The sequence below is a fragment of the Mesorhizobium sp. L103C131B0 genome (assembly GCF_000502275.1).
Lineage (GTDB): Bacteria > Pseudomonadota > Alphaproteobacteria > Rhizobiales > Rhizobiaceae > Mesorhizobium.
Map to the genome: position 1 here is coordinate 34,495 of NZ_AYXC01000002.1, position 25,558 is coordinate 60,052.

Below are 25,558 nucleotides of genomic sequence, written 5' to 3' on the forward strand. Positions count from 1 at the left end.
GGCAGCCTTGGTCAGCTGCCCGAGTTTGTGTTCAAGTCCTCGCTTGTGACGGTCACCGGCATGGCTGGAACCGTTACATTATTGAGTCCTAATAAAGCGCCGAGTAAAGGCAGATTGAAAGTGATGCCGAGAACTTCCATGCGTATGGTTAGCACCGCACCGCCCGGCCTTCCGTAGTAGCCAAGTCCCGACATCATGTAGGTGACGCGAACGTTGTCTATGCCGATGCGGGGGTTTAGTTGGCACATTGCCGGACTGCCGGTGCCGATCGGCTGGCATGATGTCACGCCGGGGGCGCCATACACGATACGGTTGAGTTCCGTGGTGCAGGCCGGGCTCCCAGTGCATGTCCAGGGGCCAAGCGCGCCGACCGGTATCGCAACGCCGCCGTTCGTGCTCCCGGGCGCCAGGGCTGTCACGATGGCGGGATCGAAGCCGGCTACCATCGAACTCGAAACCGCCGCCCTGCGCGCGCCGAATTGCAGCGCCTTGACGGTCTGGTTCCACTGGAACGCCGCATAGCCGAACTCGACGAAGGCAGCGAAGATCAGCAGGACCAAAGGCATCGCGATCAGCCCCTCCGCGAGCGTGACACCGGACTCCTCACGGACAAAGGATCGGAAGAGAGGTGCCCTCACCATCCGATATATCTTTCTTCGTGAAAGGCCTGGATGGTGATGTTGGCGAGGCCGGTCCAGCCGAACAGCGGCGAGGAGCTGTAGGCAAGTGACGTGTTCGCGGTGATAACTTTAGTCCCCGAGCGCGTAACCGTGGAAAATACGATCGCACTTCCGCTCGGCCCCCATCCTTGCACCCGCAGCACTGTGGCAGCCGGGTTGGACGTCCCGTAATAGGCGATGCGCCGGGCGACGGTGTCGCTGCATTGCGACACGTAGCCGGAAAGCGCATTGCTTGGCTGGCAGCGGGCAAGATAGCGCGCCGCGTCACGCAGGCCGGTCTCGACCTGCTCCTTCTCCCAGAACATGTTGCCGAATTCCAGGATGCCAACGGCAAACACCGTGACGAACGGCACGATGAGCAGCGTCTCGGCGAGGACCGCGCCGTGCTCGTCGCGGTGGAACCGTTCGAGAAACCGTTTCAGCCTGGTGATCATCGGACCAATTGCGCCTCCTCGCGCAGGAACTGATCCAGCGTCCCGCTGCCGCCCTGGCCCGTGACATCCACGATCTCCAGACGGATCGGCTTTTCACTGGCGGTTGTATCGTCTTCCTTGCTGTTGTCCTGTTTTTCGATAGGGTTCGTCAGGAACATACTGACGAATGCATCGGGTTTAAGGGTCGTTTTGCCGCTGATCGTCGTGTGCTTGGTGTCATCGGCGAAGTCACCGCAATCAACGACAGCCGCGAATATGGTGCGGCGATCCGGCTTATCAGTGAGTGTCTCCGGCGCGCCGGTGTAGCAACGCGGGACGCCGTTCTCGCCGCTCCCCTTGTTGCCCGCCCTGTCTGCAACAAGATTGTGGTCGATTTCATATCTGTAAACATCGTAGCGTGACGCGTTCTGAAGCGCCGCCGGGAAGGGGGTGCTGACATGGTTCAGACTCCAATAGCCGGCTCGGTCCCAGGAACCATTAGTGCTGATACCCAAGCTGGGCGTCGGATACGTTCCTGGCCCGAATCCCATTGCCTTGCTCGGAACGTCACTGTCCACCTTGCCGCAGCCAGCCGAGCCAGTGGTGTTTTTGGCTCCCTTTCGAACATTGGTGGCGGGGCGATACAGCGGATCTCCCTTCGCCGAACCCAGGCTTCCGGCGTATATGTCGAAACGCACGTTCAGGCCGACATTCACCTGGCCGAACGTTACGCCGGTCTTGGTAACCACGGATTTCTTCGTGTAGCACTGCCCGCTGGCGCCCTTGGCGAAGGCGTCCTTGAGCGGAATATCGGTGTCCAGCAGTCCGAAATTGCCGGGCCCTGGTGTACTGTCGGTTTTAAGCACCTGCAGTTCGCGGCTATAGGTCAACCCCTGTGCGTATGCTTGTTGCATCGAAAGGCCCTGAGCTTCGAACGGATTGCAGATGAACATCGGTGTGACGTCACACGCGGCAGCGGTGTATGTCGCGACGGCCTCGGCCTGGAAGTTCAGCGTCGGATTCGTCAGTCCTACCGGTAACGGAAACAGCGAGGTCATGGCGCGCGGCGTCGAACGGACTAGGACATAGGCCGCGGCAGTGCTGTCAGTCGTTCCGTTCGTTGTAATCCAGGCAGCGTCGATCGCCGTGTCGTCGCTAGGCGGAATGATCTTCAGGTACGCTATGCTGACCTGGGTTTTGTCCATGGTGATCGGGCCACCATTGGAAAACCTTGCTTCATTCTTGACCAGGTCGGCAATCGCGGCATCGGCCCGTGTGATGGCGTCCGGCGCTCCGTTCAGCTCTCTTGCTCCGGCGAGCGCCAGCCCGTCGACGGCATTCTGCAGATCGGTATGGAGATTGTTGCCGCGCGACACATCGATGACCAGCAGGCTGAAGCCCAGAAGCATCGGCATGGCTATCAGTGTCAGCGCGGTAACATAGCCACGGTCGTCGAACAGCAATTCGAGTATCTTCCGTCCCATATCCAGCCCCTAGCGTCGGTTTTCGCCGCACTTAGCTTCGCAAACCCCGGAGCCGCCGCCTGCTCCCTAACTTGTCCTCGTTGTCGTCCTCAGTTCGTGGTCTCCGTTGCAGCCGGCGCGACCGCCGCCGGCACGATCACCGCGGTCGGCGCATAGCGCTGCTGCGCCCGTGCGACCACGCGTCCGTCGCCGTCGATCCTGGTGTTCCACGCTTCCTTCGGGAACGGATCAATCGTCTGGATGCCGATATTGGCCTGCGGTGCGTCGCCAAGGCCCAGCGTCACCGAATCCCTGTGCGCCATGTAATCGGCGCAACCGCTCATCAGTAGGCATGCGCCGAGCACGGCGATGGCCGTCCTATTTCTTGCCGACGGCATACGCGCCTCCGAAATCGAGATCGATGATGTGGCCGTAAGGACCGATGACGCCCTTTCCGTCCTTGAAGCCTCGCATCATGTCCTTGTCGACTTCCAGCATGCCGAGCAGGAACATATCCACGTCGTTGCCCGGCCGCGTCTGGTCCAGCGGCGAATGCAGCTTCTCGTCGGGCGAGGTCGGCCGCACGATGCGAGGCGTCACCACGATCACCAGATCGCTCTCCCGCTTCTGGAACGAGGTGGAGCGAAACAGCGCCCCAAGCACCGGGACCTGGCCAAGCCACGGCATTTGCTGCACGTCGCCGGCGTTGACCGACTGCAAGAGGCCGGCCATGGCGAAGCTCTGCCCGTCACGCAGTTCGACGGTGGCATTGGCCTTGCGCGAAATGAAGCCGGGATTGCCGTTGACCGTGACGGAACGGTCGATTTCGCTGACCTCCGGCTCGATCACAAGATTTATGAGGCCATCGTCTAGGACAATGGGGGTGAAGGAGAGTTTGACGCCATAGGGCCGATAGCTGATTTCGGTCGCGAGTTCCCCGCCAGCGGACACCGCGCGCGTAATCGGCACCTCCCCGCCGGCATGGAAGCTGGCTGTCGTGCCGCTCATCGTCACAAGATTTGGCTGCGCCAGCCGGCGGACGAGACCCTTTGCCTCCAGCGCGTTGATGACGACGTCAATGCGCCAGCCGGAAACTTCCAGCACCTTGGCGATCATCTCGCCGAATGGCGTGCCGTTCTGCGTGGCGACGCCGCCGACTTCTGTCTGGAGTTGATGCGAGTCATCGTTAACGCCGATGTGAAGCCGGGGCGCCGCGGTAAAGAGGCCACCGCTCGCACTTGCACCATTGAACCCGATCCCGAGATCCCGCCCCGCGCTGCGCGATGCCTCTATGATGCGAACCTCCAGCATCACCTGCTGGGCGTCGGCAACGCGAACCTGGTTCAGCACGGGATCGCTCGAATATTGCTGCGCGATCTCCAGCACCCGGGCAAGATCGACGCCGTCCTTGACCACGCCGGAAATCCGTATGCGGTCGTTGACGTTGGTGACGATCAGCTTCGAACTCGGCACCGCCGAGCGGATCGCCGCCCTGATTTCGTTGAAATCGAGCATGATGCGCACGTCGATGACGCCAAGAAGATTTTTCGCGTCGTCATAGATCGAGATGTTGGTGGCACCCGATCCCTTTCCCTGGATATAAAGCGAGTGTTCCGTCAAGGGCACAACGTCGGCCACCGTCGCGTTGCCAACCACGAGATCGGCGAAGCGGCGGCTGGTGGTGATCGTCAGCGTGCTGCCCGGCGCGACCGTCACATGAATGACGTTTCCACTGCCGATCGTGATGGCTTTTTGCTGGGCGTATGCAGGCTCGACTAGACCGACAAGAAGGGAGATCGCGGCAGCCAGGAACGCAATTGCAACGAGAACGCGCGTCGGCCTCGAGGCCGGTGCGCCCCTGTCTTCAAGCTGGCGATTGCCCATGCTCCGTCACCCTTCCCCCGTCCGCTCCCGAATGGCTTCTTGTCAGTCCAGCAGGTGGACCCGATATTCTTCCCGCTTCATATTGCGCGAAACGCCAATCACCACGAAGTCCGGTTTCGGCGCCGCCACCAGAACTGGTTCGGCAGGTTCAGCCGGCACGGTTTTTGGCTTGAGCTTGTCTTCCATCGCGCCGAGGCGATTGCCGAGCGTGTCGCCAACACTTTTTACGAGCTTCTCCAGATCGGTAAGTCTGCTTTCATCTTGGTCGGCACGATCGTTCTTGAGCGCCTGCGCCATCGGCCCGCCGCCGAGATCGGCGAGCGTCACCGGCTGCGTCTGTTCCACGCCGGAAGAAGCGACATTGCGCAGCGCCAGCGAAAGCGTGCCGACATTGGCGGCCAGCGTCAGCTTCTGCGCCTCGGTGGTGGTGACTTCGAAGGTCACGGTCTTGACGACCTCGACCTTGTCGGTGCGGTCGTCCGCGGTCTGGTCGGCGGCGAGAACCTTGACCCCCTGCAGCAGCACGTCGACAAAAGTCTGGTCAGCGCCGGAATCAACCTTGATCACCCGCGTCAGCATGATGTCGACGCGATCGCCCGGCAGCACGAAACCGGCGACGCCGAGGACGTCGTTGACGCGGATCGAGACCGCCTTCATGCCTTCGCCAAGCGCCGCCGACAATGTCGCGCGCTGGCCGGGCCCGGTGATTTTGGAGGCGAGCACCGGCTCGTCCTTTTCCATTGCCGACATGACGTAGCGAAGCTCACCGTCCTTGCCGAGCAAATCCTCCGGCTTGCGGAAGGCGCCGGCCGGCAGTTCTCCGGTCGGCCACGCAAGAGCCCTGACGTCCTCCGATTTGATCGCCTCGCCAAAGCGCAGCGCGCGGGTGGCGACAAGAATCGTTTCCTCGGATGCGGGCTCGCCCAGGCCGGCACGCTGCGCGAGAATGTCGCGCTGGTTGGCGAGATAGGAGCGAACGCCGAAAACAGCCAGCAGTGCCAGCGCGACCGAGACAAGCAGACTTATCGTGGTGGAGCTTTTCATCTAACGGCCCCCGCCGTAACTTGTTCGCCCAGAGGAACAATCAATCAATCAAGATAGTAACTGGATAACAAGCGGCTGACAAAGCCGCTTATTATCTATGCACCATATTCTGCTGAGGTCAAAAGACGGCAGCCAAGCCGCCTTTTGACGCTGGCGGTGTTACGCCGGGGCGGAGAGACTGGTGGTGAACCACGTACCCCAACTCCTCCACGCGGTGCTCAGGTTGGTGCCCACTGCCAGCACTGAAGCGATGACGCCTCCAACGAGCAGGCCCAGGAGAACGAGGTATTCCGAAAGCGCGATGCCGTCCTCTTCGCGGGCGAAGGCACGGAACATGCTGGTCAATTTGGTCATGATGATACTCCCTTACATGACGTTTCCATTACCGGTCCGCGAGAGGAGCCCCCAGCGCCAGACGATTTATTAATAACTCCTTAAAAAGGGTGCCGTCAATTAGTTCGTCCTAATGGTACCTTTCCGACTTGGTTTATGGTAAATTAACGCCCATGCAAGTAGCTCCAAAGGAGTAGCTCTAAAGAAGTAGCTCCGGAGGAGGTGAGTGGAAATACAACAACGACCATCCGCTGGCGGCCGCGACACCGCCTCTTGGTTACAGTTGGCTAAGGTCTCCGCCTGCTTCGTCCGCCGCTTCCCCTGGCCTCGATCAAATTGCCGATGGCAGCGATCGGGCGGATGCGCCGGCGGCTTTCGCCGGGCATAATCATTCTGCATGATTCGGCCGGTCGGGCGTCCGGCAATATGCCAAGATGGAAAATGGGGACAGGCGGGATGGAATTCCTCGGGGCATTGGCTATCGCGGCAGGGGCGGGATTGATCGTCATCGCCGCATGGCAGGACTTTCTGGCTTGGAAAATACGCAACTGGACGGTTCTGGCGCTGGTTGCGGATTACGCGCTTCTGGCTTTGATCCGCTGGGCGAACCCGTCAGGCGTCGGCATTCTGGCGGGGGTCGATGGCGATTCGCCGCTTCAGGGCGACCTTGCTGCGGGCCTGTTGCTGCTCACGATCGGCTTCGTGCTGTGGGCCTTGCGGATGCTGGGCGCCGGCGACGCGAAGCTGTTCTTCCCGATCGGCCTGTTCGTCGGGCTGCACTATCTGTTCTCGTTCGCCGTCGGGCTTGCCGCCGGCGGGATTGTCGTCAGCCTCGCCTTGCAGTTTCCCGTGCCGCTGCAATTTCAGGCATGGCGGGCGCTGTCCCGCATCGAGGAGATCCGAAAATCACGCAAGGTGCCGTATGGCGTCATCATGGCCACGGCGGCACTGGTTGCGATGTACCTGCGTTATTTCGCGGCTTGACAGGCTTGCGATGCAGCTTTTGTCGAGTGGCTTCGGATTGCCTTCAGGAGCCACATAACACTGGCGAGCGAACGACAGTCCGTTTCAGGACAATTCGCGCAGAGCAGTCTGCAACCGGCTCTCGACCTGCCGCCTGGCGGGGGGGATCGCCGCCCCAACGAATGGTTTTTGTTGTGTTTCGGCTCACACCTCCTCCGGAGCTACTTCGCCGGCCAAGTAGGAGCAGGTGCATAGGACCGTTGATAATTTACCATAGACCAAATCAGAAAGGTCACATTAGTGTCGGCTAATTGACGTCACTCTTGTTAAGGAGTTATTAATAACTCGTCTGGCGCTGGGGGCTCCTCTCGCGGACGGGTAGTGGAATAGTCATGTAAGGGAGTATCACAATGACCAAATTGACCAGCATGTTCCGTGCCTTCGCCCGCGAAGAGAACGGCATCGCGCTTTCGGAATACCTCGTTCTCCTGGGGCTGCTCGTTGGAGGCGTCATCGCTTCGGTACTGGCGGTCGGTGTCAACCTGAGCGCCGCGTGGACGAGTTGGGGTACGTGGTTCACCACCAGTCTCTCCGCCCCGGCGTAACATCGATAGTGGCATAGCCATCACGTTAAATGTCGGCTCGCTTGCTTTCGCCGCTGGGCAAGGCAGGCAGGGGCCGGCATTTTAGCGGAGATCGATAGCGCTTCGCCGCTCCAGGGCGACATGGCTGCGGGCTGCTCACGATCGGCTTCGTGCTATGGGCCTTGCGGATGCTGGGCGCCGGCGACGCCAAACTGTTCTTCCCGATCGGCCTGTCGTCGGGCTGGACCATCTGTTCTCGTTCGCCGTCGGGCTTGCCGTCGGCGGGGTCGTCGTCAGCCTCGCCTTGCAGTTTCCCATGCCGCTGCAACACCAGGCATGGCCGGCGCTGTCCCGCATCGAGGAGATCCGAAAATCGCGCAAGGTGCCCTATGGCGTCATCATGGCCGCGGCGGCGCTGGTTGCGATTTACTCGCGCTATTTCGCAACGTGAAAGCGTCACCTCGCCCAACGGTACCCCTTGTAGTCCTGCCGGAACGACTTGGCTTTTCAGGAATTCGCGATAATGCTGCTCTCGAGGTCGATGCGCCAATGAAACCCGACCGACTGATCGTCATTCCGTTGGTGGTTGCCGGTTTGAACCTGGCCGCGCTTGCGGTTTTGCTACCCCGTTCGACGGTGACGCTCGACCCGGTCATCGTCCGCAGTTTCGGGGTGCTCGAAGCCTTCGTTCTGGCCCTGTATCTATTCAGCAGATTTATCGTTTATCGAGCCCGAGACGATCAATCCAGGCTCGGCCGGGCGTTCGTCGTGGTGTTCAATGTGGCCATGCGTGCGGCACTCTATCTGGCCATCATGGTGCCAGTCGCGGTCCCCGCTGTCGTTTTGAGCTATCTCGCCGCAGCCGCCGGGGTATCGCTGGTTGACGCCGATCTCTCCGCGCTCGACGCGGCGCTGGCCTTTGACTGGCTCGGCTTCCTTGCCCTTACGAACGAGACTGCCTTTGCACCATCTGTCCTTCAGTTCGCTTATCAGAGCTTAAATTGGCAACTGGCCGTGGTACCAATCATTTTGATCGCCACATCGCAAACGAGATGCCTGCTTGAACTTGCGGCGCTGATTGGCCTCACCGTGACGCTCACGGTAGCTATTTCGGCCGTTGTCCCGGTGATCGGACCTTATGGCTACTATCATCCGGCGCCGGCCCTGTTCGATGCCTACTCAAATGTCGCCGGAAGTTCCCATCTGGCAGATTTCAATGCATTAAGGTCTGGCGAACCGTTTCTGTTGAAGCGCAACGCCGGGATTGTGTCGTTTCCGTCTTTTCACACGATCCTTGCCGTACTGCTGGCGTTCGCCCTGCGGGCAACACCTTATGTGCGTGGTCCCGCAATAGTTCTCAATTCGCTTCTGATCGTTGGCGCCGTGCCGTTCGGCGGCCACTATCTCGTCGACACTCTTGCAGGCGGGGCCATCGCGGCCCTGTCGATCTACTTTGTCTGCTTTTTCAGAGTCGGCACGGCCAGACAGGCCGGATTGCCTTCAAGAGCCACATAACGCCGGCGAGCAAGCAGGTTGGGCAGTCCCGTCTCAGGCCAACTCGCGCAGGCCAGTCAGCAATCGGCTCTCGACCTGCCGCCTGGCCGTCGACCGCGCAATCATGTCGCGTATGACGAACAGATGGCTTGCCGCGCAGGCCAGGACGACGACCGCGAAAAGGCTCACGCCAAGGGCGGGAAAGCTGCCGAAATCCGGGGTCCAGTCGATCGGCGATGCCGGGCCGATGCCGCCCATGTCGGTGCCGGCTGAAAACACTCCGGCGCGACCCATCGACAGAAAAAGCATCAGGAAAGCCAGATGGGCTTGGAGAAATAGTGCCCTGCCGGCTGGACGGGAGGAGAAAGCGATCACGGCGGCGGCGAGTGCGGCAGCCGCGAATATGACGAAGGCGGCGGCGTAACCGGAACCCGGCAGCCCGGCAACCAGGTAGAACGGCTCGCGGACCAGCGGGGCGAGAGTCATAAAACCTTCCCAAGCGGTGGGATCAGCGGGTGAGGCGCCAAGCCGATAGGCGGACGCAATGAACGCCGCGCCGAGGCCAAAGGTCAGCGCAGGCGCAAGGTAGATCAACCTGGCGGCATATCTCAGCATCGGTCGTCCCCGCAACATTTGCAGGGACGATGAACTTCTTCCGTTAAGAATTGGTTCCGCGCAAACCTACTCGCGGACTTTGCTGTAGGTTACTTTTCCGTCGGGCGACACGGTCCGCTCGAACTGGACCGGGTTCGCCGGACGGGCAGGTTCGGAACGCACTTCTTTCGGTTGCGGCGGGGGAGCGCTCAGAACGATTTCCTTCGGTGGTTCCGGGGTGGAGAGCACGGGGTCGCCGGCCTCGGAGACCGCTTGCAAACGCTCGGCCATGTCCTGGTTTTCGCCAGTGAGCTTCGCGACCTGATTCTCCAGCTGCGTGGTCTGATCGACCAGCGCCGAGATACGCCGGTTCAATTCCTCGAACTGGCTTTGGACACCCTGGTTGACCGTGTCCAATTGTCTGGAAAGCCGCGTCTCGAATTGACCGAGGCCGGAAAGCCGATCCTCGAGCGCGGAAACCTCGCGGACCGATCGCGAGAGAAAGATCAGCATGACGACCATGCCGACGGCGAAAACAAGGGAGATTACGTTAAGCGTGATGGCTATGCCGCCAGCCACTCCGGCCTTCTGCATCAACGGCCCCGGCTCTGGCGGTCCCGAGTTTTGTGGATACGCCAGGGATGCCGGTTCACTGCCGACGACGAAGTTAAGCATAACCGCCTCGCCGGACCGGTTGTTTCAACGGGAGCAGCCGAGCCGTCCGATCCATCTCAGTTCAGCCGTCTTTCCAAAACCGCCGTGAAGACATGGCATCACGGCCGCTTCGCCAACGCAGTGCTGTTGGCGAGCAGTTGAAGGTTGTTAGCAGTCGTCTCGTTCGACGGGTCCAACTCATAGGCTTTCAGGAAATTGCGTCGCGCCTGCTGGAGATTTCCACGCAGAAGATAGGAGTAGCCGACGTTGTTGTAGTATTCCGGGCGACCGCCGATCATCGTTGCAAGCTGGCGATAGGCGAGGTCGGATGTATCGAAACGGCCAATCTGATCGGCAGAAGCCGCGAAGCCGAGCCATGCCTGCGGGTCCTTGGGGAAGAGTTCGACCGAGCGCTTGAAGAGCGCGTAGGACATTCCGTAGTTCTTTTCCTTGAACTGGGTCTTGCCTAGTGCGACCAGCTCGTCGGTCTTGTAGAAAGACACGTCGGGGAGGTCCTTTACGGAGGCGGCGCTGTCGCCATAGGAGGACAAATCTCCGGTCTGGCAACCGGCCAGAAACAAAGCGCCGACGACAATCGCCGCCAAACCCCAGCCCCTCCTGAACACGCTTCCCGGACCTTTCCCCACGCAGGACCTATTTCCCCCAAGGCTATAGGCCGAATATGCCGAATCCAACAGCGCGACCGATTATATTAGGTATTTCTGAACAAGCTGTTGCAAAAATGCCCCGCGACCGCATTATGAAAATCGTTCCAGCGGGTGATCGGGGATGCGCTCTGGACAGCTCCTAGTGGCGTTCGTCACCTCCAGCCCCAGGCGCTCGCGTTCAGGGCCCGCCACTGCCCAGCCCAAACAGCATTGATGCCCGATCAAATACTAAGTCGCCAAGCAGGCAATCCGCAGCGGATACGCAAAGGCTTTTATACGAAGCGGGTGCCCTGTCCTCCGAGCCATGACTCATATCGGGAGTGACTCAAGCGCGGCCGGATCACGCCGAGGCATGCATCCGCTTCGTCTCAAAGCGATCCCCGTTGCGGATGATCGCGCGATTGATACAAGCGCTCATGGGGCCAGTGCCAAGTTTCCACTCGCATTGAGCAGGAAGCCGGCCAATGAAAACGCCAGCCGCCACGATCAGGAGGCTGACAAGCACCACCAGAATTCGCACAGATTGCCGAAACATAAGCTACAGCGCCCCAAGGTCGATCCACCCAAGTTAGGGAGCTTCGGCTAATTCGACGTTAAGAGCAGCGTTAACGCTTTCTTACGAGCGAAGTTGCGGGAACGGTTAAGAAATGCTTCATTCTCCGTTGGACAGGGGAGGGTGGATCATGAAAATCTGGTCGTTCGACTTCGCGGGGCGCCTGATCCTCATGCTGGTTTTTGCATTTTTCGTGCTTAGCGGGGTTGGGCGCCTCGTCGCACTCTTTGGCAACGCGCAAATGTCTCCAGACGACTTCATGCTCCAATTCGTCTCGCGGGCGTCTTCGCTCGTCTTCTCCACGCTGTTGGTGACATTTACCATCATCCGGCTCCCCCCTAGGGATATCAGCCTTGGCTGGGGGCCGCGCATCGCAGCTGTCTGCGGAACTTTTATGCTCGCGACTATCGCCATCACGGTTCGCCCAACACCGACAGAGGGCATGCAAACCGTCGCGGCATTGCTGGTTTTCGCGGGCATGACGGGCTCTGCTTATTGCCTTCTCTGGCTCGGCCGATCGTTTTCGATCGATGCGCAGGCCCGCCGATTGGTAACGCGCGGTCCTTACGCCGTCGTCCGTCATCCGCTTTATCTCGCGGAATCGCTCTTCATGCTCGGAGCCGTCGCGGCCAATCCGTCACCCGTGGTCATCACGTCGGTCGTGGTGAATTTCGCCATTCAATACTGGCGGATCTTGAACGAAGAACGCGTCTTGTCCTTGTCCTTTCCCGAATATGACTCGTACTCGCGAAAGGTGCCGATGCTCATTCCTTTTTCGCGAAGGTTGCCGCTAGCCGCGCATTGAGGGGCACCAGTCGGGGACGGTTCCAGTAGGGCGCCCCACATTCATCGCTGATCCGGTGCCGCTTGGCATTGGAGCCTTTCATTGGGAGCAAGTTAAGATTAGAGCGTGCGCTGCCGTCATCCGAATGGGTTGGGATGATCCGCTCACGGGACCTGGATCCAGCTTTACGGCGTGGCGCTGGTTTGCGGGATTGCAAGACGAGACCAAGCTTTGCGTGTTTCTCGAAACCGCCGTCCCTGCTAGCAAATAGAGGCCGACGCAGGGAAGCTCTCAGCGCGTGGCAGGGCGTCATTCGTCTGCATGTTTCGCCGATGTCCAGATGGTGCGCATGTGGCCCCAGCCGGTTTCCCGATAGTCCACTTCCGGCTAGGCCCGGCGCGTACTTGGTGGAGCCCCGCCAAGGTGCCGGGCCACTCAGAACGGCTACCAGGGACAGCACCACGTGACTGGGTAACAATTATTAGGTGCCGGCCGGATGGACGCGCCGCTTGCCGCCAAATCTGCCAGCAGGCAATGCGCGCCCTCATCCGTTTCGGCCATGTCGCGAATTGTATGACCTGAACGTCCGCTCTTGACACCCTTGAAACTAGAGGCCCCCGAATTCGCCTCCGAATGTCAGTAATTGCGAGAGCGCTTCGGGCAATCCCGGAAAGAGCAATCCCACTTCAATCGCGATTACCGCGAGGACTTGGAGCAGGACGATGCGAGCGAGGCTGGAGCGGAACGGCTCCTTGCGCGTCTTGTGCCGGATCGTCTTTTGCGCGATCACAGTCCCGATGCTACCGCCAATGATGGCGAGTGTAAGAAGCGTCGACTCTGGAATGCGTTGGGCACCGTTTTTGGCCATAGCCTTGTCGAACGACATGGTGGCGTAAGCCAGCAAGTTTACCGCGACAGCGTAGCCGATGACCCCGATTGCAAACTGCCCCGGCATGCGCTCCTCCACCTTCGGGCCAGTATAACCTAAGCCCGCTAAATCATCGGATGGCAACGGGTCCATCTAAATGGGCTATCTGAAACGTCGTCATGGTGACACGAAGTGACCGATGAGCCTGTCGAGTTCATCCTGCGTCCGGCGCCTGTCGCGCTGATGGCCTTTCCAACCACGCGAAGCCTCTTCAGGGCAATACGCGCGAGATCAACCGGTTCGACCTTGACGGGCAGACCGTGCACCGCAGCGGCATGAGCCAGAATGAGTTTTACAAAGCCAATGTCGATGCCGAGCGTCATCGGTCCGGCACCTTGGGCGGCCCGGTCGCGACCAAAACGAATGAGCCGTTCGCGATCAAGGGCAGCTATGTTGCACTTCCCCAGATGTCTTTGGAGCATATCGAGGGCTGCGGCCTTGGAGCGGCGAGGGGACTTGCCTACATCGCACATGTCGTCGATATGAAGGTCGATGGGTTCGCCGAAAGTTTTCAGGCGCGCTATACGGACTTGGTCGGCGTCTCACCGCGATCGACTTGGCGCTCGGTTTAGGTTGCCCAGCGCCTGGCGTCGTCTCGGCGCAGAAAGGTCTCGCTAACGTAGCGACCCTTGCGACGGACTCGGACACGCCATGAACCGGACGAGAGTTTAGTCCATTTTCTCGTGTGCGCTCCGTGTGCACTGAGAGATCGAAACGTGGCGAAAAGGGTCGTATTCTGGCGTAAATTCGCGTGCACTCGGGCTGCTCTAACGATTTGATGTTAAAGAAAATGCTGAAAAATCAAGATCATAGACTGGCTATTGCACCCATGATGGACTGGACCGACCGGCATTGCCGGTTCTTCCACCGCCAGTTGACGCAGCGTGCGCTGCTCTACACCGAAATGGTGGTGGCGGACGCTGTCATCCATGGTGCGCGCGAGCGGCTGCTTGGTTTTGACGAGGCCGAACATCCGGTGGCACTGCAACTCGGCGGCTCCGATGCGCAAAAGCTGGCCGAGGCGGCGCGCATCGGCGAGGGCTTCGGTTACGACGAAATCAATCTCAATGTCGGCTGTCCGTCCGACCGGGTCCAATCCGGCACGTTCGGCGCCTGCCTGATGAAAGTGCCTGACCTCGTCGCCGATTGTGTGGAGGCGATGAAGGCGGCGGTGACAATCCCGGTGACGGTCAAATGCCGCATCGGCGTCGACGAGCAGGATCCGGAGCCCGCGCTCGACGCGCTGGCCGACGGCGTTTTCGCGGCCGGCGCCGACGCGCTGTGGGTGCATGCGCGCAAGGCTTGGCTGGAGGGTCTGAGCCCGAAGGAAAATCGCGACATCCCGCCGCTCGACTATGACAGGGTCTATCGCCTCAAGGCTAGAAAATCGAACAAATTCATTGGCATCAATGGAGGCGTTCAATCGCTCGAAGAGGCGGCTCGCCACCTCGATCATGTCGATGGCGCCATGCTTGGCCGCGCCGCCTACCACACGCCAGGCATCCTGGCCGGCGTCGACGCGGCATTCTACGGCGACAAGGCCGGCGCCTACGATTTTGCCGCGCTGATCGACACGATAGCCGACTACGCCGCGCGGCATATCGAGCAGGGCGGGCGGCTCGGCCACGTCACCCGCCACATGGTCGGGCTGTTCCACGGCCTGCCGGGCGCGCGCCGCTTCCGGCAGATACTGTCCACCGACGCGACGAAACCCGGCGCCGGACCGGATGTGCTGAAGGCAGCGTTCGCTGCCGTCGATTTCGACCGTGTTGAAAAGGCCGCTTAAGCAGTTCAGTCGCGCAGAATCATCCGGTCGCCGCGCACGTCGAAACCCGACAGGGAACCGATGAAGTTCATGCCGAGCAGGCTCTGGCTGAGCGCGCCGGGCGCGGCGACCATCACCTGCATGTTCTTGCGCACGATGCCGCCGATCGCCAGTTCGTCGGTGCGCACCGAAGCGGCGCGTGCCATGCCATTGGCGGTCGAGACCGGGACGGTGAAGCTCAGCGCGGCCGGATTGAAGCCGGCCGCCTGCGCGTCTTCGGCGGTGAGCACTGTACTGGTCGCGCCGGTATCGACGACGGTGCGGATCGGCGCGCCGTTGATCGTGATGCGGGCCTCGAAATGGCCGCTGCCGGCCTTGTCCAGGGTCACGGTGGCATGGCCGTCCTCGACGCCGAGCGCCAGCGGGCTGCCGGGAACGAGGCCCGCCGTCACCCGGCTGGCGAAATCCTGCAACTCGTAGCGGTACTGGTAGCCGGCGACGAGCGCCAGCACGATCAGGGCCCACGTGCCGAGATTGCGGGCCATGACGCCGAGCGGCCTGCCGGACCGGACAAGGCCGGCGCTGACCAGCAAGCCGATCGCCCCCAGCCAGACCAGACGGCTGAAATCGTAATTCTCGATGCCGAACGTGCTGCCGGCGTCGTTGTTGATCATCAGCAGCATCAGCCCGAGGCCGATTGCCGCCATCACGATCCAGAACAGTCGGTTCATTGGACCTGCCGCCTCAAGAGAGGACGTCGCGCTCGCGCGCCATGCGGCTGCGGCGTGTTTCCCGGCGCGGCCGGCGCTCGACCGTTTCCAATCGGGCCGGCAACTCGGCCATGACGCTGCGGCGTACCTCCGGCGTCATCCCCATCCAGGCGCCGATTTCATCGCGCGTGCGGCCACAGCCGAAGCAGAAGCCGGTTTTCATGTCGATCGAACAGACCAGGATGCACGGGGATTCGATGGCCGTCATGACTTTCTCTTGAAGGTTCCGTCCGGAATCCCTCGTTCCATCTCCACATGGTGCAACGGCAAAGCCAATGCAAGCCCTTCGGAATGCGGCGCGGGCAACCGCTTTCGCGCCAATGTCGAGGGGAGTTGTGCCGGCCGGGCAAGGCGGTTATGCCGCTGATCAACCACAGGGAATGATCAGGACCGACATGACCAGCGCGCTGCCCTTCGACGACTTTCGCAATCTGCTGGCGAGCCTGCCGCCTGCCGATACAGTCGCGGAAAACAGGGTGCGCACCCTGTTTTCCAAGGCCGACAAGCCGAAAGCCTCGCTTGGCCGCATTGAGGACATCGCCGCCTGGCTTGCTGCCTGGAGCGGGCGCGCCCCGCCGGCGGTAAACCGGCCCCTGGTGGCGATCTTCGCCGGTAACCATGGCGTGACCCGCCACGGCATCTCGCCGCGCCCTGTCGCTGAGACCGCAAACGCCGTTGAGCTGTGCGCCGCCGGCGGTGCGGCAATCAACCAGATTTGCGTCGCCAACAATCTTGGCCTCAAGGTGTTCGACCTGGCGCTGCACATTGCGACCGCCGACATCACCGAGGACGCCGCCCTCGACGAACGCGGCTGCGCCGCCACCATGGCCTTCGGCATGGAAGCCATTGCCGGTGGCTCCGATCTGATTTGCCTCGGCGATCTCGGCGTCGGCAACTCCACCGTTGCGGCGGCTTTGTGCGCCGCCCTGTTCGGCGGCAGCGGCGCCGACTGGGTCGGCCCCGGCTCCGGTGCCGACGCGGCCATGCAGGCGCGCAAGGCTGATGTAGTCGATGCAGCCGTCGCCTTCCATGGTGCGGCTCTGAAGGACCCCCTGGAAGCACTGCGCCGGGTCGGCGGCCGCGAATTCGCGGCCATTGCCGGCGCTATCCTCGCCGCCCGGATGCAGAAAATCCGGGTGCTGCTCGACGGCTTCGCCGCGACCGCCGCCGCTGCCGTGCTGCACGCCGCCAACCCGGGTGCGCTCGACCATTGCCTGCTGGCCAGTCTGTCGCCGGAGTCCGGCCAAAGGCTTGCCGCCGAGCGGCTCGGCCTCAGGCCGCTGTTCGATCTCGGCATCAGCCACGGCGAAGGGGTAGGGGCCGCCCTTGCCGCCGGTCTGGTCAAGGCGGCGGCGCTTACCAGTTCGGGCATGGCGGCGGCGGTCAAAGCCTAGAACAAGCTGTCAACGTCGGCGGGCCGCCGCCACGGTCTTGGTTGGCAGCGCCGGCAGTTCCTCCATCACTCGGGCGAGCGGGAAGATGGCGATTGCCTCGGTGCCTTCGCGCAATTTCGACTGAAGTTCGAATTCGCCGCCATGCATGGCGAGCAGGCCCTGCACAATCGGCAGTCCGAGCCCGGTGCCCTGTTCGGCGCTCTTGATGGCGATCGAGCCCTGGCCGAAGGCGGACAGCACGATCGGGATTTCGTCTTCCGGTATGCCCGGCCCATTGTCCTTGACCGAAATGTACTGGCCACCGCCCGCCGTCCAGCCGACGCGCACGCGAACTTCGCCGCCGGTGGCGGTGAATTTGATGGCGTTGGACAGGAGGTTGAGCGTGATCTGCCGCACCGCGCGCTCGTCGGCGAACAGCCGCGGCAGGGCACTTTCGAAATCCTGGACGATGCGGATGTCCTTGTTGCGCGCCTTCAATTCCATCATGTGGCAGCAATCTTCGGCGATGTTGAGCAGCATCACCGGCTCTTCGTTGAGCTGATAGCGGCCGGCCTCGATGCGCGACAGATCGAGGATTTCGTTGATCAGGTCGAGCAGATGCTGGCCGGAATCGTGCACGTCGCGGGCGTAGTCGCGATAGGTCGGGTTGCTCATCGGCCCGAGCACCTCATTGGCCATCACCTCGGAAAAACCGAGAATGGCGTTGAGGGGCGTCCTGAGCTCATGGCTCATAGAAGCAAGGAAGCGCGACTTCGCCAGATTGGCGTCTTCGGCCCGCCGACGAGCTTCGTCCGACATCGATTTCGCGGTCTCCACCTCGGCGAGCAGCGCGTCCTTTTCGGAGCGGAAGGACAGAAGTATCAGCGACGAGCGGTTGAGATGGCGCGCGATATAGGCAAAGAACGGCAATGCCGCGACCAGCAGGGCGACCATGATCGTCCCGACCGGCACCCAAAATTTCGTTTCAGCATAGGCATAGACCGCCACCGGAACGACGAAGGTGGCAAGCAGAGAGCCGCGCAAGGACGACGCCATGATAGCGGTCGCCGCCATGGCCAGCAGCAGCACCACCGCCTTGGCGGCCTGGAACTGGTCGATCTGGCAGGTGGCGCAGCCGAGCCATGCGAACCACGCCCAGCCGAGGCCGCACAGCGAATGTCCGATCAGGAAATCCCTGCGGGTGCGAACAGGATTGAGCTCGGCGGCTTCGGTGCGCTCGACGCGGCGCGCCATGAAGGCGACGATCGAATAGCAGATCAGGGTGAACAGCGCCCAGACGCTGATCTGTTTGTCCACACCGGCCAGCAGCCCGGCCGCCGCGACCGCCAACACCAGCAGTGGGATGACGGCTGCGCCGCGCACCATGGTCCCGGCATGCAGCTTCAGCAGCTCGCGGTCGAAGTCGAGATTGCCGACCTGCTGCGAAAGACGGTCGCGCGTCTTGCGCACCGCGCGCGCCACATCGCTGTTGCGGTGCGGTTTCCGGCGGTCCACAATGAATTTATCCGCTGTGTTCGAGCGTAGCAGAGGCATGGAAACTTCGATTTATGCGCGCAGCGATCTCAATTCGTTAAGCTACGTTCGAATGATTAAGAGACTGTTTGCCATATGAGCCGTTCGTGGTCGCCAAGGCCGCGCCGGCGATACTATCCGCCGCCGCCGCGAAGCCTGTGGCGCAAGCTGCTGGATTACGCGCTGACGGTCATTCTGCTCGGCCTGCTGATCCTGCTCGCCGCACGCCTCGACCGTTTCGAGACGCGCAAGGCGCAAGGGGCGGCGATCGTCAACGATGGCGATTCACTCACCCTTGGCACCGAACGTATCCGCATGCGCGGCATCGACGCTCCGGAATACCAGCAGATCTGCCGTAGGCATGGCGCAGACTACGCTTGCGGCAGGCTGGCACGCCAGGCGCTGGTGCGGCTGATATCAGGCAATCCGGTGACCTGCAGCGGCTGGCAGCGCGACCGCTACGGCCGCCTGCTCGGCGATTGCAAGGCCGGTGGCAAGGATCTCAACCGGGCCCAGGTCGAGGCCGGCTGGGCCATTGCCTATGGCGATTTCGACACCGAGCAGGCCATTGCCCGCGCCGGCAAGGTTGGCATCTGGGCCGGCACGTTCGATGAGCCGCAAGACTGGCGCGAAAGCCACCACGGCGGCCCGCTCGAAAGAAAGCACGGCACCCTGGCTTCGGTCGGTGACGCCTTGCGAGAGATGTTTCGCTTCTGGTGACGAGCACTATAGTTGAAGGACCAGATCGGGAGGATAAGCATGAAACTGTTCGACGGCGGCCGCGCCCCCAACCCGCGGCGCGTGCGGGTTTTCCTCGCCGAGAAGGGCATCGCAGTGCCACTGGTGCCGGTCGACATGGGTGCGATGGGGCACAAACAGGAGCCGGTCAGGTCGCGCAACCCGCTGCAGCGGCTGCCGGTGCTCGAGCTCGACGACGGCACCATCCTCACCGAATCCGTCGCCATCTGCCGCTATTTCGAGGAACTGCATCCCGAACCGGCGCTGTTCGGGCAAGGCGCGCTCGGCAAGGCCAAGGTCGAGATGTGGCAAAGGCGCATGGAGTTCAATCTGCTCAGCTGCGTCGCCCAGGCTTTTCGCCACATCCATCCGGCGATGAAGGAATGGGAAATTCCGCAGATCCCCGAATGGGGCGAGGCCAACAAGGCGAAAGCGGTTGAATTCCTGAAACTGCTCGACCCCGAACTGGCAAACCGCGAATTCGCCGCCGGCGACGCCTATTCGATCGCCGATATCACCGGCATGATCGCCATGGATTTCATGAAACCGGCGCGCATCAAAGTGCCGGACGAGTGCACAAACGTGCTGCGCTGGTACAGTGCCGTCTCCAGTCGCCCGAGCGCTTCCGCCTGATGGAGGCGGAACTCGAACGCCTGACGGCAAAGGTCCGCGCCTGCCGCATCTGCGTCGACACTCCAGTCGGCAGGCCACTGCCGCACGAGCCGCGCCCGGTGCTGCTGCCATCATCCAGCGCCCGCATCCTGCTCGCCGGCCAGGCGCCAGGCACAAAGGTGCATTTGTCGGGCATGCCGTTCACCGACGCGTCCGGCCACCGCTTGCGAAGCTGGCTGGGCGTGACAAGCGAGGAATTCTACGACACGGATAAATTCGCCATCGTGCCAATGGGGTTCTGCTTCCCCGGCCAGGACGCCAAGGGCGGCGACCTGCCGCCGCGCCGAGAATGCGCGCTGGCCTGGCGCGCGCCGCTGATGGCGCTGATGCCGCAGATCGACCTCGTTCTGACAATCGGCTCCTACGCGCAATCCTGGCATATGGGCGCCACGCGCCGGCCGTCGCTGACCGAAACCGTGAAGGACTGGCGCACCATCTGGGATGCGCTGGCCAGCCCGAAAGTGCTGCCGCTGCCACACCCGTCATGGCGCAACTCAGGATGGCTGAAGCAGAATCCATGGTTTGAAATGGATTTGCTGCCGTTTCTGAGATCGGAAATCCGCTATCGCATAGATTAGACTTTAAGCAAGATATCACTCGCTTTTGTGCCATCCGGCAGAATTTCTTTCTTGTGAAAGGTCGAAATAAGAGGGAGTATAGCCAATCTATTCCCAAAGCGCGTCGCGCCCGAGGGAACGCGGCCTGCACCAGGAGCACCTTAATGGATCGCCTCGACAGAAAAATTCTCCGCCTCCTGCAGGAGGACGCGACGCTCGCGGTTGCCGATGTCGCCAAGAAAGTCGGCCTGTCGACGACGCCGTGCTGGCGCCGCATCCAGAAGCTGGAGGAAGAGGGAGTCATCAAGCGGCGGGTCGCCATCCTCGACCACGAAAAGGTCAATGTGCGCGTCACCGTCTTCGTGTCGATCCGCACCAATTCGCACAGCCATGAATGGCTGCGGCGTTTCTCGGAAGTCATCCAGGAATTTCCCGAAGTTGTCGAATTCTACCGCATGAGCGGCGACGTCGACTATCTCCTGCGCGTCGTGGTGCCCGATATCGCCGCATATGACGCCTTCTACAAGCGGCTGATCGCCAAGATCGAGATCCGCGACGTGTCGTCGTCCTTCGCCATGGAGCAGATCAAGTACACGACCGAAATGCCGCTCGACTACATGCTGCTGGACAAGGAATCCGGCGCCAACGCGGCCTGAGCGCGGTTGTCCGTGACTGGGCGGTGACGCTGCACAAGCAGGCGGCGCTTAGTTTTTCTTTTTGTTGAGGAAACTCCAGGGCGAGTTGACCGGCAGCGTGATCGTGTCCGGCACCGTGTCGACTGCCACCACATCGGCTTTGCGTACGGTGTAGCCGGACTGGATGATGCTGACGCCGTCGAGAATGAACAACTGGCTCTTCTCCAAGCCGGGCCGCAAGGCGCCGGTTACGGCAACCGACTCATAGGCCTGCGACATCTTGTAGGGACGGGCCGGCGTCACCAGCACGATCTGGTTGGGCGGCGGCGTCGGCATGTGGCTGCAAGCGCCTGTCCACGGCACCAGCAGGAACTGGTAGACGAGATCGCCATCACGGTCGACCGGCAATGCATAGCCGGCTAATTGTACCGTCTTGTCCTGCAGGTTGAGCGACAATGTCTCGCCACGATCGGGCAGTTTTGCCGCAATCATCGGCAGGCCGGCATCTTCGGCCACCGCCTGCGTCGCAGGACGCAGATCTTTCCAGAAGATGTGCGCGGTTTGGCCTGAGGCGTTGGTAGCGGTGAACACCAACAACGCGGCTGCAAGCGCCAAGGTCGATTTGAGAGGACTGCTCATCGGCCGCTTCCTTTGTGCAGGAGTAAAGACGCCGCGGCCGATCGCGTCAACGCTCGAGCCGCATCACATGTCTGCGAGAGCCGGCCAGGCCGACCTCATGGAACCCGCGAGCGATGAACACGCCGCGAAACCCCATGAAACGGTAGCTCGGCGATGCCTCGTCGACCGGGTAGGCCTCGATCACGCCGGCGCCCTTGGCAAAGGCGTGATCTATGGCAGCGTCAAGCAGCGCTGCCACCAGCCCGCCGCCGCGCAGCGCCCTTGGCACATAGAAGCAGACGACCGACCAGATGCCGGTCTCGTCATCGTCCTGTTGCGACGTCAGCTTCCGACAGGTCTGGCGCGGCGCGACCGAGCACCAGCCGACGGTCTTGCCGTCAATCTGGGCCAAGATTCCCACCGGCGTACCGGCCTCGACAAGCGCCATCATGGCCCGTTTCAACTCGGCGTGCTGGACATGCTCGCGGCGGCCGGGCAGGGGCCGCCAGGCCATGCACCAGCAATACTTCGAACCGCCTTGCGCTTCGAAGAGGCCTTCGAAATCGGCGCGCGTCTGCCGCGTCACCTCGGTGAACCGGACGTTGGCTAGGTCAGCCTTTTCTGGCGGCGATCCGCTCGACGATCTTGGCATTGGTGAGTTCCCGTACGGCGTCCTTGCCAATCCAGCGCGCCGTCTTGTCGGCCGACTGGGCCAGTCGTTCGGCCACGGCAAGGGCAGCGCCGTGCATCTCCAACGATCGCTTGCCGATCGAACGAAGCGCCCAGTTTGCCGCCTTCTTCACGAAATTGCGGCTGTCGGCGGCATGCGCTTCGATGATCGGCAGGAAGCCGAGGAAAGTCGCCACCGGCTCCTGCTTCCGGTGCACGACGGACCACGCCATCATGGCGAAGGCCGTGCGTCGAACGAACTCGCGCTCGTCCGCCGCGAACTCTTCAATCAGCTCCTTCCAGGCGTCCGTGTCGACGAAGAGATCGGAGACGCCGTCGACGATGTCCCAGGAATCGAAGGACGCGGCCCATTGTCGTGCATCCGCGGCTGAGAAGCGCTTCGGGTCGGCCGTGACGGAAGCGATGAACTGCGCCTCCATGATGCCGGTCTGCCAAAGCTCGAAAGCACGCTCGTGGTTGCGCTTGATCTTTTTGGCGATCTGCCGCTGCATGCCATGCGAGATGCCGAGCGCGCGCTCGATCTTGATGCCGTAGCGCAGCATACCGCGGCGATTGTCCTCCAAGCCGATCGAGCGCAAATGGGCGACGATCTCATCGGCGCTCGATTGGGGCGAAAGCTCGGCCATTGCGAACGCCTACTTCTCCAGTCGCGCAAGCAGGGACGACGTATCCCAGCGCTTGCCGCCCATCGCTTGCACATCCTTGTAGAACTGGTCGACAAGGGCGGTCACCGGCAGTCGCGCGCCATTGCGGTCGGCTTCATCGAGGCAGATGCCGAGATCCTTGCGCATCCAGTCGACGGCAAAGCCGAAATCGTATTTGCCGGCATTCATCGTCTTGTGTCGGTTCTCCATCTGCCAGGACCCGGCAGCGCCCTTGGAAATCACCTCGATGACCTTCTCGATGTCGAGCCCGGCCTTCTTGCCGAAGTGGATGCCTTCGGCCAGTCCCTGAACCAGCCCGGCAATGGTGATCTGATTGATCATCTTCGTGAGCTGGCCGGCGCCCGACGGACCCATCAGCCCGACCATGCGGGCAAAGGCGTCGATGACCGGCCTGGCTTTGTCGAAGGCAGCCTGCTCGCCGCCGACCATCACCGTCAGCACGCCGTTCTCGGCGCCCGCCTGGCCGCCGGAAACCGGCGCGTCGAGGAAGGAAAAGCCAGCCTTTTCAGCGGCGTCGGCCAGTTCGCGCGCGACTTCGGCCGAAGCGGTGGTGTTGTCGATGAAGACGGAGCCTTTTTTCATCGCGGCGAAGGCGCCATGGGCCCCGGTCGTCACCGAGCGCAGATCGTCGTCATTGCCGACGCAGGAGAAGACGAAATCCTGGCCCTCTGCGGCGTCCGCCGGCGTCAAAGCAAGCTTGCCGCCATGCTGGGCCACCCATTGTTCCGCCTTCGCCGCGGTGCGGTTGTAGACGGTGACGTCGTGGCCGCCTTTGTTCCTGAGGTGCCCGGCCATGGGATAGCCCATCACGCCAAGACCGAGAAATGCCACAGATGCCATGGGTTTGCCCTTCAGACGGAACGGAATTGTCTTGGACAGCTCTAGGCTCTACGCGCCATTCGTCAAGACGCGCATGAGCCGATCGACTGGTACAGCCGAACGCTCAGCGGATCAGATGAATGGTGATCCGCCGCTCGATCCATTCGACGCCGTGGCGCAGGATCTCGACCATCACCAGATAGACGATGGCGACCCAGACATAGGCCTGGAAGTCGAAGGACTTGGCGTAGGCCAGCTTCGCGTTGCCCATCAAATCATAGACGGTGATGATGGCAACGATGGCGGAGGCCTTGATCATCAGGACGAGTTCGTTGCCATAGGGCCGGAGCGCGACGATAAACGCCTGCGGCAGGATGACCTTGCGCAGCGTCTGCAATTTGTGCAGGCCGAGCGAAGCAGCGCCCTCCCATTGGCCCCTCGGAACACTTTCTATGGCGCCGCGCAGGATTTCGGCCTGGTAGGCGGCGGTGTTGAGCGCGAAGGCGAACACACCGCAATTGAAGGCGTCGCGGAAGAACCACCACAGTCCGAAGGATTCGAGTTGCACCCGGAATGAGCCCAGGCCGTAATAGACGAGATAGACCTGGACCAGCAGCGGCGTGCCGCGGAAGAAATAGACATAGCAATAAGCCAGGACGGACAAATAGCGGTTCTTCGACATGCGGGCATAGGTGACAGGCAGCGAAAAGAGCGCACCGAGCACCATCGAGATGGCCACCAGCGCAAGCGTGGTTCCCAAGCCCTGCAGATAGGCAGGCGCGTATCTGGCGAAGAATTCGCCATTCCAGGCGTAAACCAGATAGACGGCGATGCCGATGCCGAACAGGATCCAGAAGCCGACCAGCGCGTAGCCGACGATACGGGCCCGCGGCCAGCCTCGCGCCCGTGGTGGTGGCTTCTCGATGTCGACGGCGGCGCGCGTCACGACGCTCATCGTGCCTCCCTCCTCCCGAGCGAACGCAGGATGAAGCCGGTGGCGATCGACGACAGGATGGCAAGGATAAGGAACACCATCGCCGCGACGCTGTAGAACAGGAAGGAATGTTTGGTGACACGGGCCGCCACGCCGGCGTTGCGCAAGGTTTCAGCCAGGTTGACGACCGACACCAGGGCCGTGTCCTTGAGCAGGCTCAGCCAGCAATTCTCAAGGCCGGGGAAGGCGATGCGCAGCAGCTGCGGCAGGATCACCTTGCGCATCGTCTGCCATTTCGACAGCCCGATCGCATAGCCGCCCTCATACTGGCCCTTCGGAATGGCGCGAAAGGCCGACAGGAAGACTTCGCTGGAATACGACGAAAAGATCAGCGACAGCACGATCATGCCGGCGAGGAAGCTGTCGACATCGACCGTCGCTTCCGGCCTGAACAGACGGATGACATACTGCAAGAGGATCGGCATGCCGAAGAAGAACAGGAAAAGCGTCACCAGTTCCGGCAGTCCGCGAAACACCGTGGTGTAGATGTTGGCAGCCACGCGAAGCGACGGCTCTTCGGATTGTTTTGCCCAGGCGACGAAAAAGCCGATCGTCAGGCCGATCGGCAGTGTCGCCAGCGCGAGCGCAATGGTGACCAGTGCGCCATAGGCAATATCGTCAATCCAGCCATCGGGTCCCCAAGTGAGAAGTATCCATATGTTCTGGCTTGGCATTGACGGGTCTTGTCTC

Annotated in this window: 32 protein-coding genes; 12 read left to right on the forward strand and 20 right to left on the reverse strand. The window is 61.7% G+C overall.

Translation table 11 applies throughout. The features are described from left to right. Nucleotides 1-11: 11 nt before the first annotated feature. The 7 genes from X730_RS161020 to X730_RS160990 all read right to left on the reverse strand — a co-directional run bounded on the left by X730_RS161020 (nt 12) and on the right by X730_RS160990 (nt 5,838). Nucleotides 12-641, reverse strand: coding sequence for a TadE family protein (locus X730_RS161020; protein WP_023755300.1), 630 nt, complete (start codon nt 639-641; stop codon nt 12-14). Next, nucleotides 635-1,114, reverse strand: a complete 480-nt coding sequence (locus tag X730_RS161015) for a TadE/TadG family type IV pilus assembly protein (RefSeq protein WP_023755299.1) — start codon at nt 1,112-1,114, stop codon at nt 635-637. Before X730_RS161015 ends, X730_RS161020 begins: the two co-directional genes overlap by 7 nt. Beyond that, nucleotides 1,111-2,577, reverse strand: coding sequence for a Tad domain-containing protein (locus tag X730_RS161010; protein ID WP_023825544.1), 1,467 nt, complete (start codon nt 2,575-2,577; stop codon nt 1,111-1,113). Before X730_RS161010 ends, X730_RS161015 begins: the two co-directional genes overlap by 4 nt. Nucleotides 2,578-2,666: 89 nt before the next feature. Further along, on the reverse strand, nt 2,667-2,900 hold the full coding sequence (locus X730_RS161005) for a pilus assembly protein (RefSeq protein WP_155922393.1): 234 nt from the start codon (nt 2,898-2,900) through the stop codon (nt 2,667-2,669). Nucleotides 2,901-2,934: 34 nt separating this feature from the next. Beyond that, nucleotides 2,935-4,440, reverse strand: coding sequence for a type II and III secretion system protein family protein (locus X730_RS161000; protein ID WP_023755296.1), 1,506 nt, complete (start codon nt 4,438-4,440; stop codon nt 2,935-2,937). Between the two features lie 42 nt (nt 4,441-4,482). Beyond that, complete coding sequence (gene cpaB, locus X730_RS160995) at nt 4,483-5,484, reverse strand: Flp pilus assembly protein CpaB (protein WP_023755295.1); 1,002 nt, start codon at nt 5,482-5,484, stop codon at nt 4,483-4,485. A 159-nt stretch (nt 5,485-5,643) separates the two neighbouring features. Next, a complete protein-coding gene (locus tag X730_RS160990) occupies nt 5,644-5,838 on the reverse strand; it encodes a hypothetical protein (RefSeq protein WP_023755294.1) in 195 nt (64 codons plus the stop codon). 435 nt (nt 5,839-6,273) lie between these two features. Here X730_RS160990 and X730_RS160985 point away from each other — a divergent pair, with 435 nt between their 5' ends. The 4 genes from X730_RS160985 (at nt 6,274) to X730_RS0133095 (ending at nt 8,879) form a co-directional block, all read left to right on the forward strand. Then, entirely contained in the window at nt 6,274-6,801 is a 528-nt protein-coding gene (locus X730_RS160985) for a hypothetical protein (RefSeq protein ID WP_023755293.1), read from the forward strand. Between the two features lie 389 nt (nt 6,802-7,190). After that, the gene (locus tag X730_RS160980; RefSeq protein WP_023755292.1) at nt 7,191-7,385 is read left to right on the forward strand and encodes a hypothetical protein; all 195 of its coding nucleotides are present in this window, start codon (nt 7,191-7,193) and stop codon (nt 7,383-7,385) included. A 154-nt stretch (nt 7,386-7,539) separates the two neighbouring features. Beyond that, the gene (locus tag X730_RS1000000168055) at nt 7,540-7,815 is read left to right on the forward strand and encodes a hypothetical protein (RefSeq protein ID WP_023755291.1); all 276 of its coding nucleotides are present in this window, start codon (nt 7,540-7,542) and stop codon (nt 7,813-7,815) included. Between the two features lie 98 nt (nt 7,816-7,913). Continuing rightward, complete coding sequence (locus X730_RS0133095) at nt 7,914-8,879, forward strand: phosphatase PAP2 family protein (RefSeq protein WP_023755290.1); 966 nt, start codon at nt 7,914-7,916, stop codon at nt 8,877-8,879. Between the two features lie 33 nt (nt 8,880-8,912). Here X730_RS0133095 and X730_RS160975 read toward each other — a convergent pair whose 3' ends face one another. The 3 genes from X730_RS160975 to X730_RS160965 all read right to left on the reverse strand — a co-directional run bounded on the left by X730_RS160975 (nt 8,913) and on the right by X730_RS160965 (nt 10,711). After that, a complete protein-coding gene (locus X730_RS160975; protein ID WP_023825545.1) occupies nt 8,913-9,473 on the reverse strand; it encodes a hypothetical protein in 561 nt (186 codons plus the stop codon). A gap of 66 nt (nt 9,474-9,539) precedes the next feature. Then, nucleotides 9,540-10,127: a hypothetical protein gene (locus tag X730_RS160970; protein WP_155922394.1), complete on the reverse strand. Its 588-nt coding sequence runs from the start codon at nt 10,125-10,127 to the stop codon at nt 9,540-9,542. 98 nt (nt 10,128-10,225) lie between these two features. Further along, complete coding sequence (locus X730_RS160965; RefSeq protein ID WP_023755287.1) at nt 10,226-10,711, reverse strand: tetratricopeptide repeat protein; 486 nt, start codon at nt 10,709-10,711, stop codon at nt 10,226-10,228. A gap of 746 nt (nt 10,712-11,457) precedes the next feature. Between X730_RS160965 and X730_RS160955 the strand changes: the two genes are divergently transcribed. After that, on the forward strand, nt 11,458-12,132 hold the full coding sequence (locus X730_RS160955; RefSeq protein ID WP_050595681.1) for an isoprenylcysteine carboxylmethyltransferase family protein: 675 nt from the start codon (nt 11,458-11,460) through the stop codon (nt 12,130-12,132). Between the two features lie 586 nt (nt 12,133-12,718). Here the strand turns inward: X730_RS160955 and X730_RS160950 are convergent. Then, nucleotides 12,719-13,066: a DUF1294 domain-containing protein gene (locus X730_RS160950; protein WP_023755284.1), complete on the reverse strand. Its 348-nt coding sequence runs from the start codon at nt 13,064-13,066 to the stop codon at nt 12,719-12,721. A 248-nt stretch (nt 13,067-13,314) separates the two neighbouring features. Between X730_RS160950 and X730_RS1000000167360 the strand changes: the two genes are divergently transcribed. Beyond that, nucleotides 13,315-13,611 (forward strand): hypothetical protein, encoded by a 297-nt coding sequence (locus X730_RS1000000167360; protein ID WP_023726601.1) that lies wholly within the window; start codon nt 13,315-13,317, stop codon nt 13,609-13,611. A 218-nt stretch (nt 13,612-13,829) separates the two neighbouring features. After that, the gene (gene dusA, locus X730_RS160940) at nt 13,830-14,825 is read left to right on the forward strand and encodes a tRNA dihydrouridine(20/20a) synthase DusA (protein ID WP_023755283.1); all 996 of its coding nucleotides are present in this window, start codon (nt 13,830-13,832) and stop codon (nt 14,823-14,825) included. A gap of 5 nt (nt 14,826-14,830) precedes the next feature. On the opposite strand, the gene X730_RS160935 is transcribed toward dusA, so the two are convergent. Both X730_RS160935 and X730_RS160930 read right to left on the reverse strand, forming a co-directional pair. Next, nucleotides 14,831-15,535: a TIGR02281 family clan AA aspartic protease gene (locus X730_RS160935; RefSeq protein WP_023688519.1), complete on the reverse strand. Its 705-nt coding sequence runs from the start codon at nt 15,533-15,535 to the stop codon at nt 14,831-14,833. Between the two features lie 13 nt (nt 15,536-15,548). Then, on the reverse strand, nt 15,549-15,782 hold the full coding sequence (locus X730_RS160930; RefSeq protein ID WP_023824914.1) for a DUF1289 domain-containing protein: 234 nt from the start codon (nt 15,780-15,782) through the stop codon (nt 15,549-15,551). A 187-nt stretch (nt 15,783-15,969) separates the two neighbouring features. Between X730_RS160930 and X730_RS160925 the strand changes: the two genes are divergently transcribed. Further along, nucleotides 15,970-16,968 carry a nicotinate-nucleotide--dimethylbenzimidazole phosphoribosyltransferase gene (locus tag X730_RS160925; protein ID WP_023688518.1) on the forward strand — a complete coding sequence of 333 codons (999 nt, stop codon included), beginning with the start codon at nt 15,970-15,972 and terminating at the stop codon, nt 16,966-16,968. Between the two features lie 9 nt (nt 16,969-16,977). On the opposite strand, the gene X730_RS160920 is transcribed toward X730_RS160925, so the two are convergent. After that, entirely contained in the window at nt 16,978-18,501 is a 1,524-nt protein-coding gene (locus X730_RS160920; RefSeq protein ID WP_023825547.1) for a HAMP domain-containing sensor histidine kinase, read from the reverse strand. 75 nt (nt 18,502-18,576) lie between these two features. On the opposite strand from X730_RS160920, the gene X730_RS160915 reads away from it, so the two are divergent. The 4 genes from X730_RS160915 to X730_RS160900 all read left to right on the forward strand — a co-directional run bounded on the left by X730_RS160915 (nt 18,577) and on the right by X730_RS160900 (nt 21,103). Beyond that, nucleotides 18,577-19,200 carry a thermonuclease family protein gene (locus X730_RS160915; RefSeq protein ID WP_023825548.1) on the forward strand — a complete coding sequence of 208 codons (624 nt, stop codon included), beginning with the start codon at nt 18,577-18,579 and terminating at the stop codon, nt 19,198-19,200. A gap of 39 nt (nt 19,201-19,239) precedes the next feature. After that, a complete protein-coding gene (locus X730_RS160910) occupies nt 19,240-19,851 on the forward strand; it encodes a glutathione S-transferase (protein ID WP_023708349.1) in 612 nt (203 codons plus the stop codon). After that, nucleotides 19,851-20,468 (forward strand): uracil-DNA glycosylase family protein, encoded by a 618-nt coding sequence (locus tag X730_RS160905; RefSeq protein WP_023825549.1) that lies wholly within the window; start codon nt 19,851-19,853, stop codon nt 20,466-20,468. Before X730_RS160910 ends, X730_RS160905 begins: the two co-directional genes overlap by 1 nt. Nucleotides 20,469-20,611: 143 nt before the next feature. Then, nucleotides 20,612-21,103 (forward strand): Lrp/AsnC family transcriptional regulator, encoded by a 492-nt coding sequence (locus X730_RS160900; protein WP_023669013.1) that lies wholly within the window; start codon nt 20,612-20,614, stop codon nt 21,101-21,103. 48 nt (nt 21,104-21,151) lie between these two features. Here X730_RS160900 and X730_RS160895 read toward each other — a convergent pair whose 3' ends face one another. The 6 genes from X730_RS160895 to X730_RS160870 form a co-directional block, all read right to left on the reverse strand. Then, entirely contained in the window at nt 21,152-21,721 is a 570-nt protein-coding gene (locus tag X730_RS160895) for a DUF3299 domain-containing protein (protein WP_023690736.1), read from the reverse strand. Nucleotides 21,722-21,767: 46 nt separating this feature from the next. Continuing rightward, nucleotides 21,768-22,352: a GNAT family N-acetyltransferase gene (locus X730_RS160890; protein ID WP_023825550.1), complete on the reverse strand. Its 585-nt coding sequence runs from the start codon at nt 22,350-22,352 to the stop codon at nt 21,768-21,770. Continuing rightward, on the reverse strand, nt 22,312-23,016 hold the full coding sequence (locus tag X730_RS160885) for a DNA alkylation repair protein (protein ID WP_023825551.1): 705 nt from the start codon (nt 23,014-23,016) through the stop codon (nt 22,312-22,314). Before X730_RS160885 ends, X730_RS160890 begins: the two co-directional genes overlap by 41 nt. A 9-nt stretch (nt 23,017-23,025) precedes the next feature. Beyond that, a complete protein-coding gene (locus tag X730_RS160880) occupies nt 23,026-23,895 on the reverse strand; it encodes an NAD(P)-dependent oxidoreductase (protein WP_023706848.1) in 870 nt (289 codons plus the stop codon). A 103-nt stretch (nt 23,896-23,998) separates the two neighbouring features. Continuing rightward, nucleotides 23,999-24,829 carry an ABC transporter permease gene (locus tag X730_RS160875; RefSeq protein WP_023820729.1) on the reverse strand — a complete coding sequence of 277 codons (831 nt, stop codon included), beginning with the start codon at nt 24,827-24,829 and terminating at the stop codon, nt 23,999-24,001. Beyond that, on the reverse strand, nt 24,826-25,542 hold the full coding sequence (locus X730_RS160870) for an ABC transporter permease (RefSeq protein ID WP_023669007.1): 717 nt from the start codon (nt 25,540-25,542) through the stop codon (nt 24,826-24,828). Before X730_RS160870 ends, X730_RS160875 begins: the two co-directional genes overlap by 4 nt. Nucleotides 25,543-25,558 lie beyond the last annotated feature (16 nt).

Bases quoted from the DNA above. Each gene is read 5' to 3' on its own strand.
- X730_RS161020 (WP_023755300.1), bottom strand. From the start codon at position 641: ATGGTGAGGGCACCTCTCTTCCGATCCTTTGTCCGTGAGGAGTCCGGT.
- X730_RS161015 (WP_023755299.1), bottom strand. From the start codon at position 1,114: ATGATCACCAGGCTGAAACGGTTTCTCGAACGGTTCCACCGCGACGAG.
- X730_RS161010 (WP_023825544.1), bottom strand. From the start codon at position 2,577: ATGGGACGGAAGATACTCGAATTGCTGTTCGACGACCGTGGCTATGTT.
- X730_RS161005 (WP_155922393.1), bottom strand. From the start codon at position 2,900: ATGAGCGGTTGCGCCGATTACATGGCGCACAGGGATTCGGTGACGCTG.
- X730_RS161000 (WP_023755296.1), bottom strand. From the start codon at position 4,440: ATGGGCAATCGCCAGCTTGAAGACAGGGGCGCACCGGCCTCGAGGCCG.
- cpaB (WP_023755295.1), bottom strand. From the start codon at position 5,484: ATGAAAAGCTCCACCACGATAAGTCTGCTTGTCTCGGTCGCGCTGGCA.
- X730_RS160990 (WP_023755294.1), bottom strand. From the start codon at position 5,838: ATGACCAAATTGACCAGCATGTTCCGTGCCTTCGCCCGCGAAGAGGAC.
- X730_RS160985 (WP_023755293.1), top strand. From the start codon at position 6,274: ATGGAATTCCTCGGGGCATTGGCTATCGCGGCAGGGGCGGGATTGATC.
- X730_RS160980 (WP_023755292.1), top strand. From the start codon at position 7,191: ATGACCAAATTGACCAGCATGTTCCGTGCCTTCGCCCGCGAAGAGAAC.
- X730_RS1000000168055 (WP_023755291.1), top strand. From the start codon at position 7,540: ATGGGCCTTGCGGATGCTGGGCGCCGGCGACGCCAAACTGTTCTTCCC.
- X730_RS0133095 (WP_023755290.1), top strand. From the start codon at position 7,914: ATGAAACCCGACCGACTGATCGTCATTCCGTTGGTGGTTGCCGGTTTG.
- X730_RS160975 (WP_023825545.1), bottom strand. From the start codon at position 9,473: ATGCTGAGATATGCCGCCAGGTTGATCTACCTTGCGCCTGCGCTGACC.
- X730_RS160970 (WP_155922394.1), bottom strand. From the start codon at position 10,127: ATGCTTAACTTCGTCGTCGGCAGTGAACCGGCATCCCTGGCGTATCCA.
- X730_RS160955 (WP_050595681.1), top strand. From the start codon at position 11,458: ATGAAAATCTGGTCGTTCGACTTCGCGGGGCGCCTGATCCTCATGCTG.
- X730_RS160950 (WP_023755284.1), bottom strand. From the start codon at position 13,066: ATGCCGGGGCAGTTTGCAATCGGGGTCATCGGCTACGCTGTCGCGGTA.
- X730_RS1000000167360 (WP_023726601.1), top strand. From the start codon at position 13,315: ATGAGCCAGAATGAGTTTTACAAAGCCAATGTCGATGCCGAGCGTCAT.
- dusA (WP_023755283.1), top strand. From the start codon at position 13,830: ATGCTGAAAAATCAAGATCATAGACTGGCTATTGCACCCATGATGGAC.
- X730_RS160935 (WP_023688519.1), bottom strand. From the start codon at position 15,535: ATGAACCGACTGTTCTGGATCGTGATGGCGGCAATCGGCCTCGGGCTG.
- X730_RS160930 (WP_023824914.1), bottom strand. From the start codon at position 15,782: ATGACGGCCATCGAATCCCCGTGCATCCTGGTCTGTTCGATCGACATG.
- X730_RS160925 (WP_023688518.1), top strand. From the start codon at position 15,970: ATGACCAGCGCGCTGCCCTTCGACGACTTTCGCAATCTGCTGGCGAGC.
- X730_RS160920 (WP_023825547.1), bottom strand. From the start codon at position 18,501: ATGCCTCTGCTACGCTCGAACACAGCGGATAAATTCATTGTGGACCGC.
- X730_RS160915 (WP_023825548.1), top strand. From the start codon at position 18,577: ATGAGCCGTTCGTGGTCGCCAAGGCCGCGCCGGCGATACTATCCGCCG.
- X730_RS160910 (WP_023708349.1), top strand. From the start codon at position 19,240: ATGAAACTGTTCGACGGCGGCCGCGCCCCCAACCCGCGGCGCGTGCGG.
- X730_RS160905 (WP_023825549.1), top strand. From the start codon at position 19,851: ATGGAGGCGGAACTCGAACGCCTGACGGCAAAGGTCCGCGCCTGCCGC.
- X730_RS160900 (WP_023669013.1), top strand. From the start codon at position 20,612: ATGGATCGCCTCGACAGAAAAATTCTCCGCCTCCTGCAGGAGGACGCG.
- X730_RS160895 (WP_023690736.1), bottom strand. From the start codon at position 21,721: ATGAGCAGTCCTCTCAAATCGACCTTGGCGCTTGCAGCCGCGTTGTTG.
- X730_RS160890 (WP_023825550.1), bottom strand. From the start codon at position 22,352: ATGCCAAGATCGTCGAGCGGATCGCCGCCAGAAAAGGCTGACCTAGCC.
- X730_RS160885 (WP_023825551.1), bottom strand. From the start codon at position 23,016: ATGGCCGAGCTTTCGCCCCAATCGAGCGCCGATGAGATCGTCGCCCAT.
- X730_RS160880 (WP_023706848.1), bottom strand. From the start codon at position 23,895: ATGGCATCTGTGGCATTTCTCGGTCTTGGCGTGATGGGCTATCCCATG.
- X730_RS160875 (WP_023820729.1), bottom strand. From the start codon at position 24,829: ATGAGCGTCGTGACGCGCGCCGCCGTCGACATCGAGAAGCCACCACCA.
- X730_RS160870 (WP_023669007.1), bottom strand. From the start codon at position 25,542: ATGCCAAGCCAGAACATATGGATACTTCTCACTTGGGGACCCGATGGC.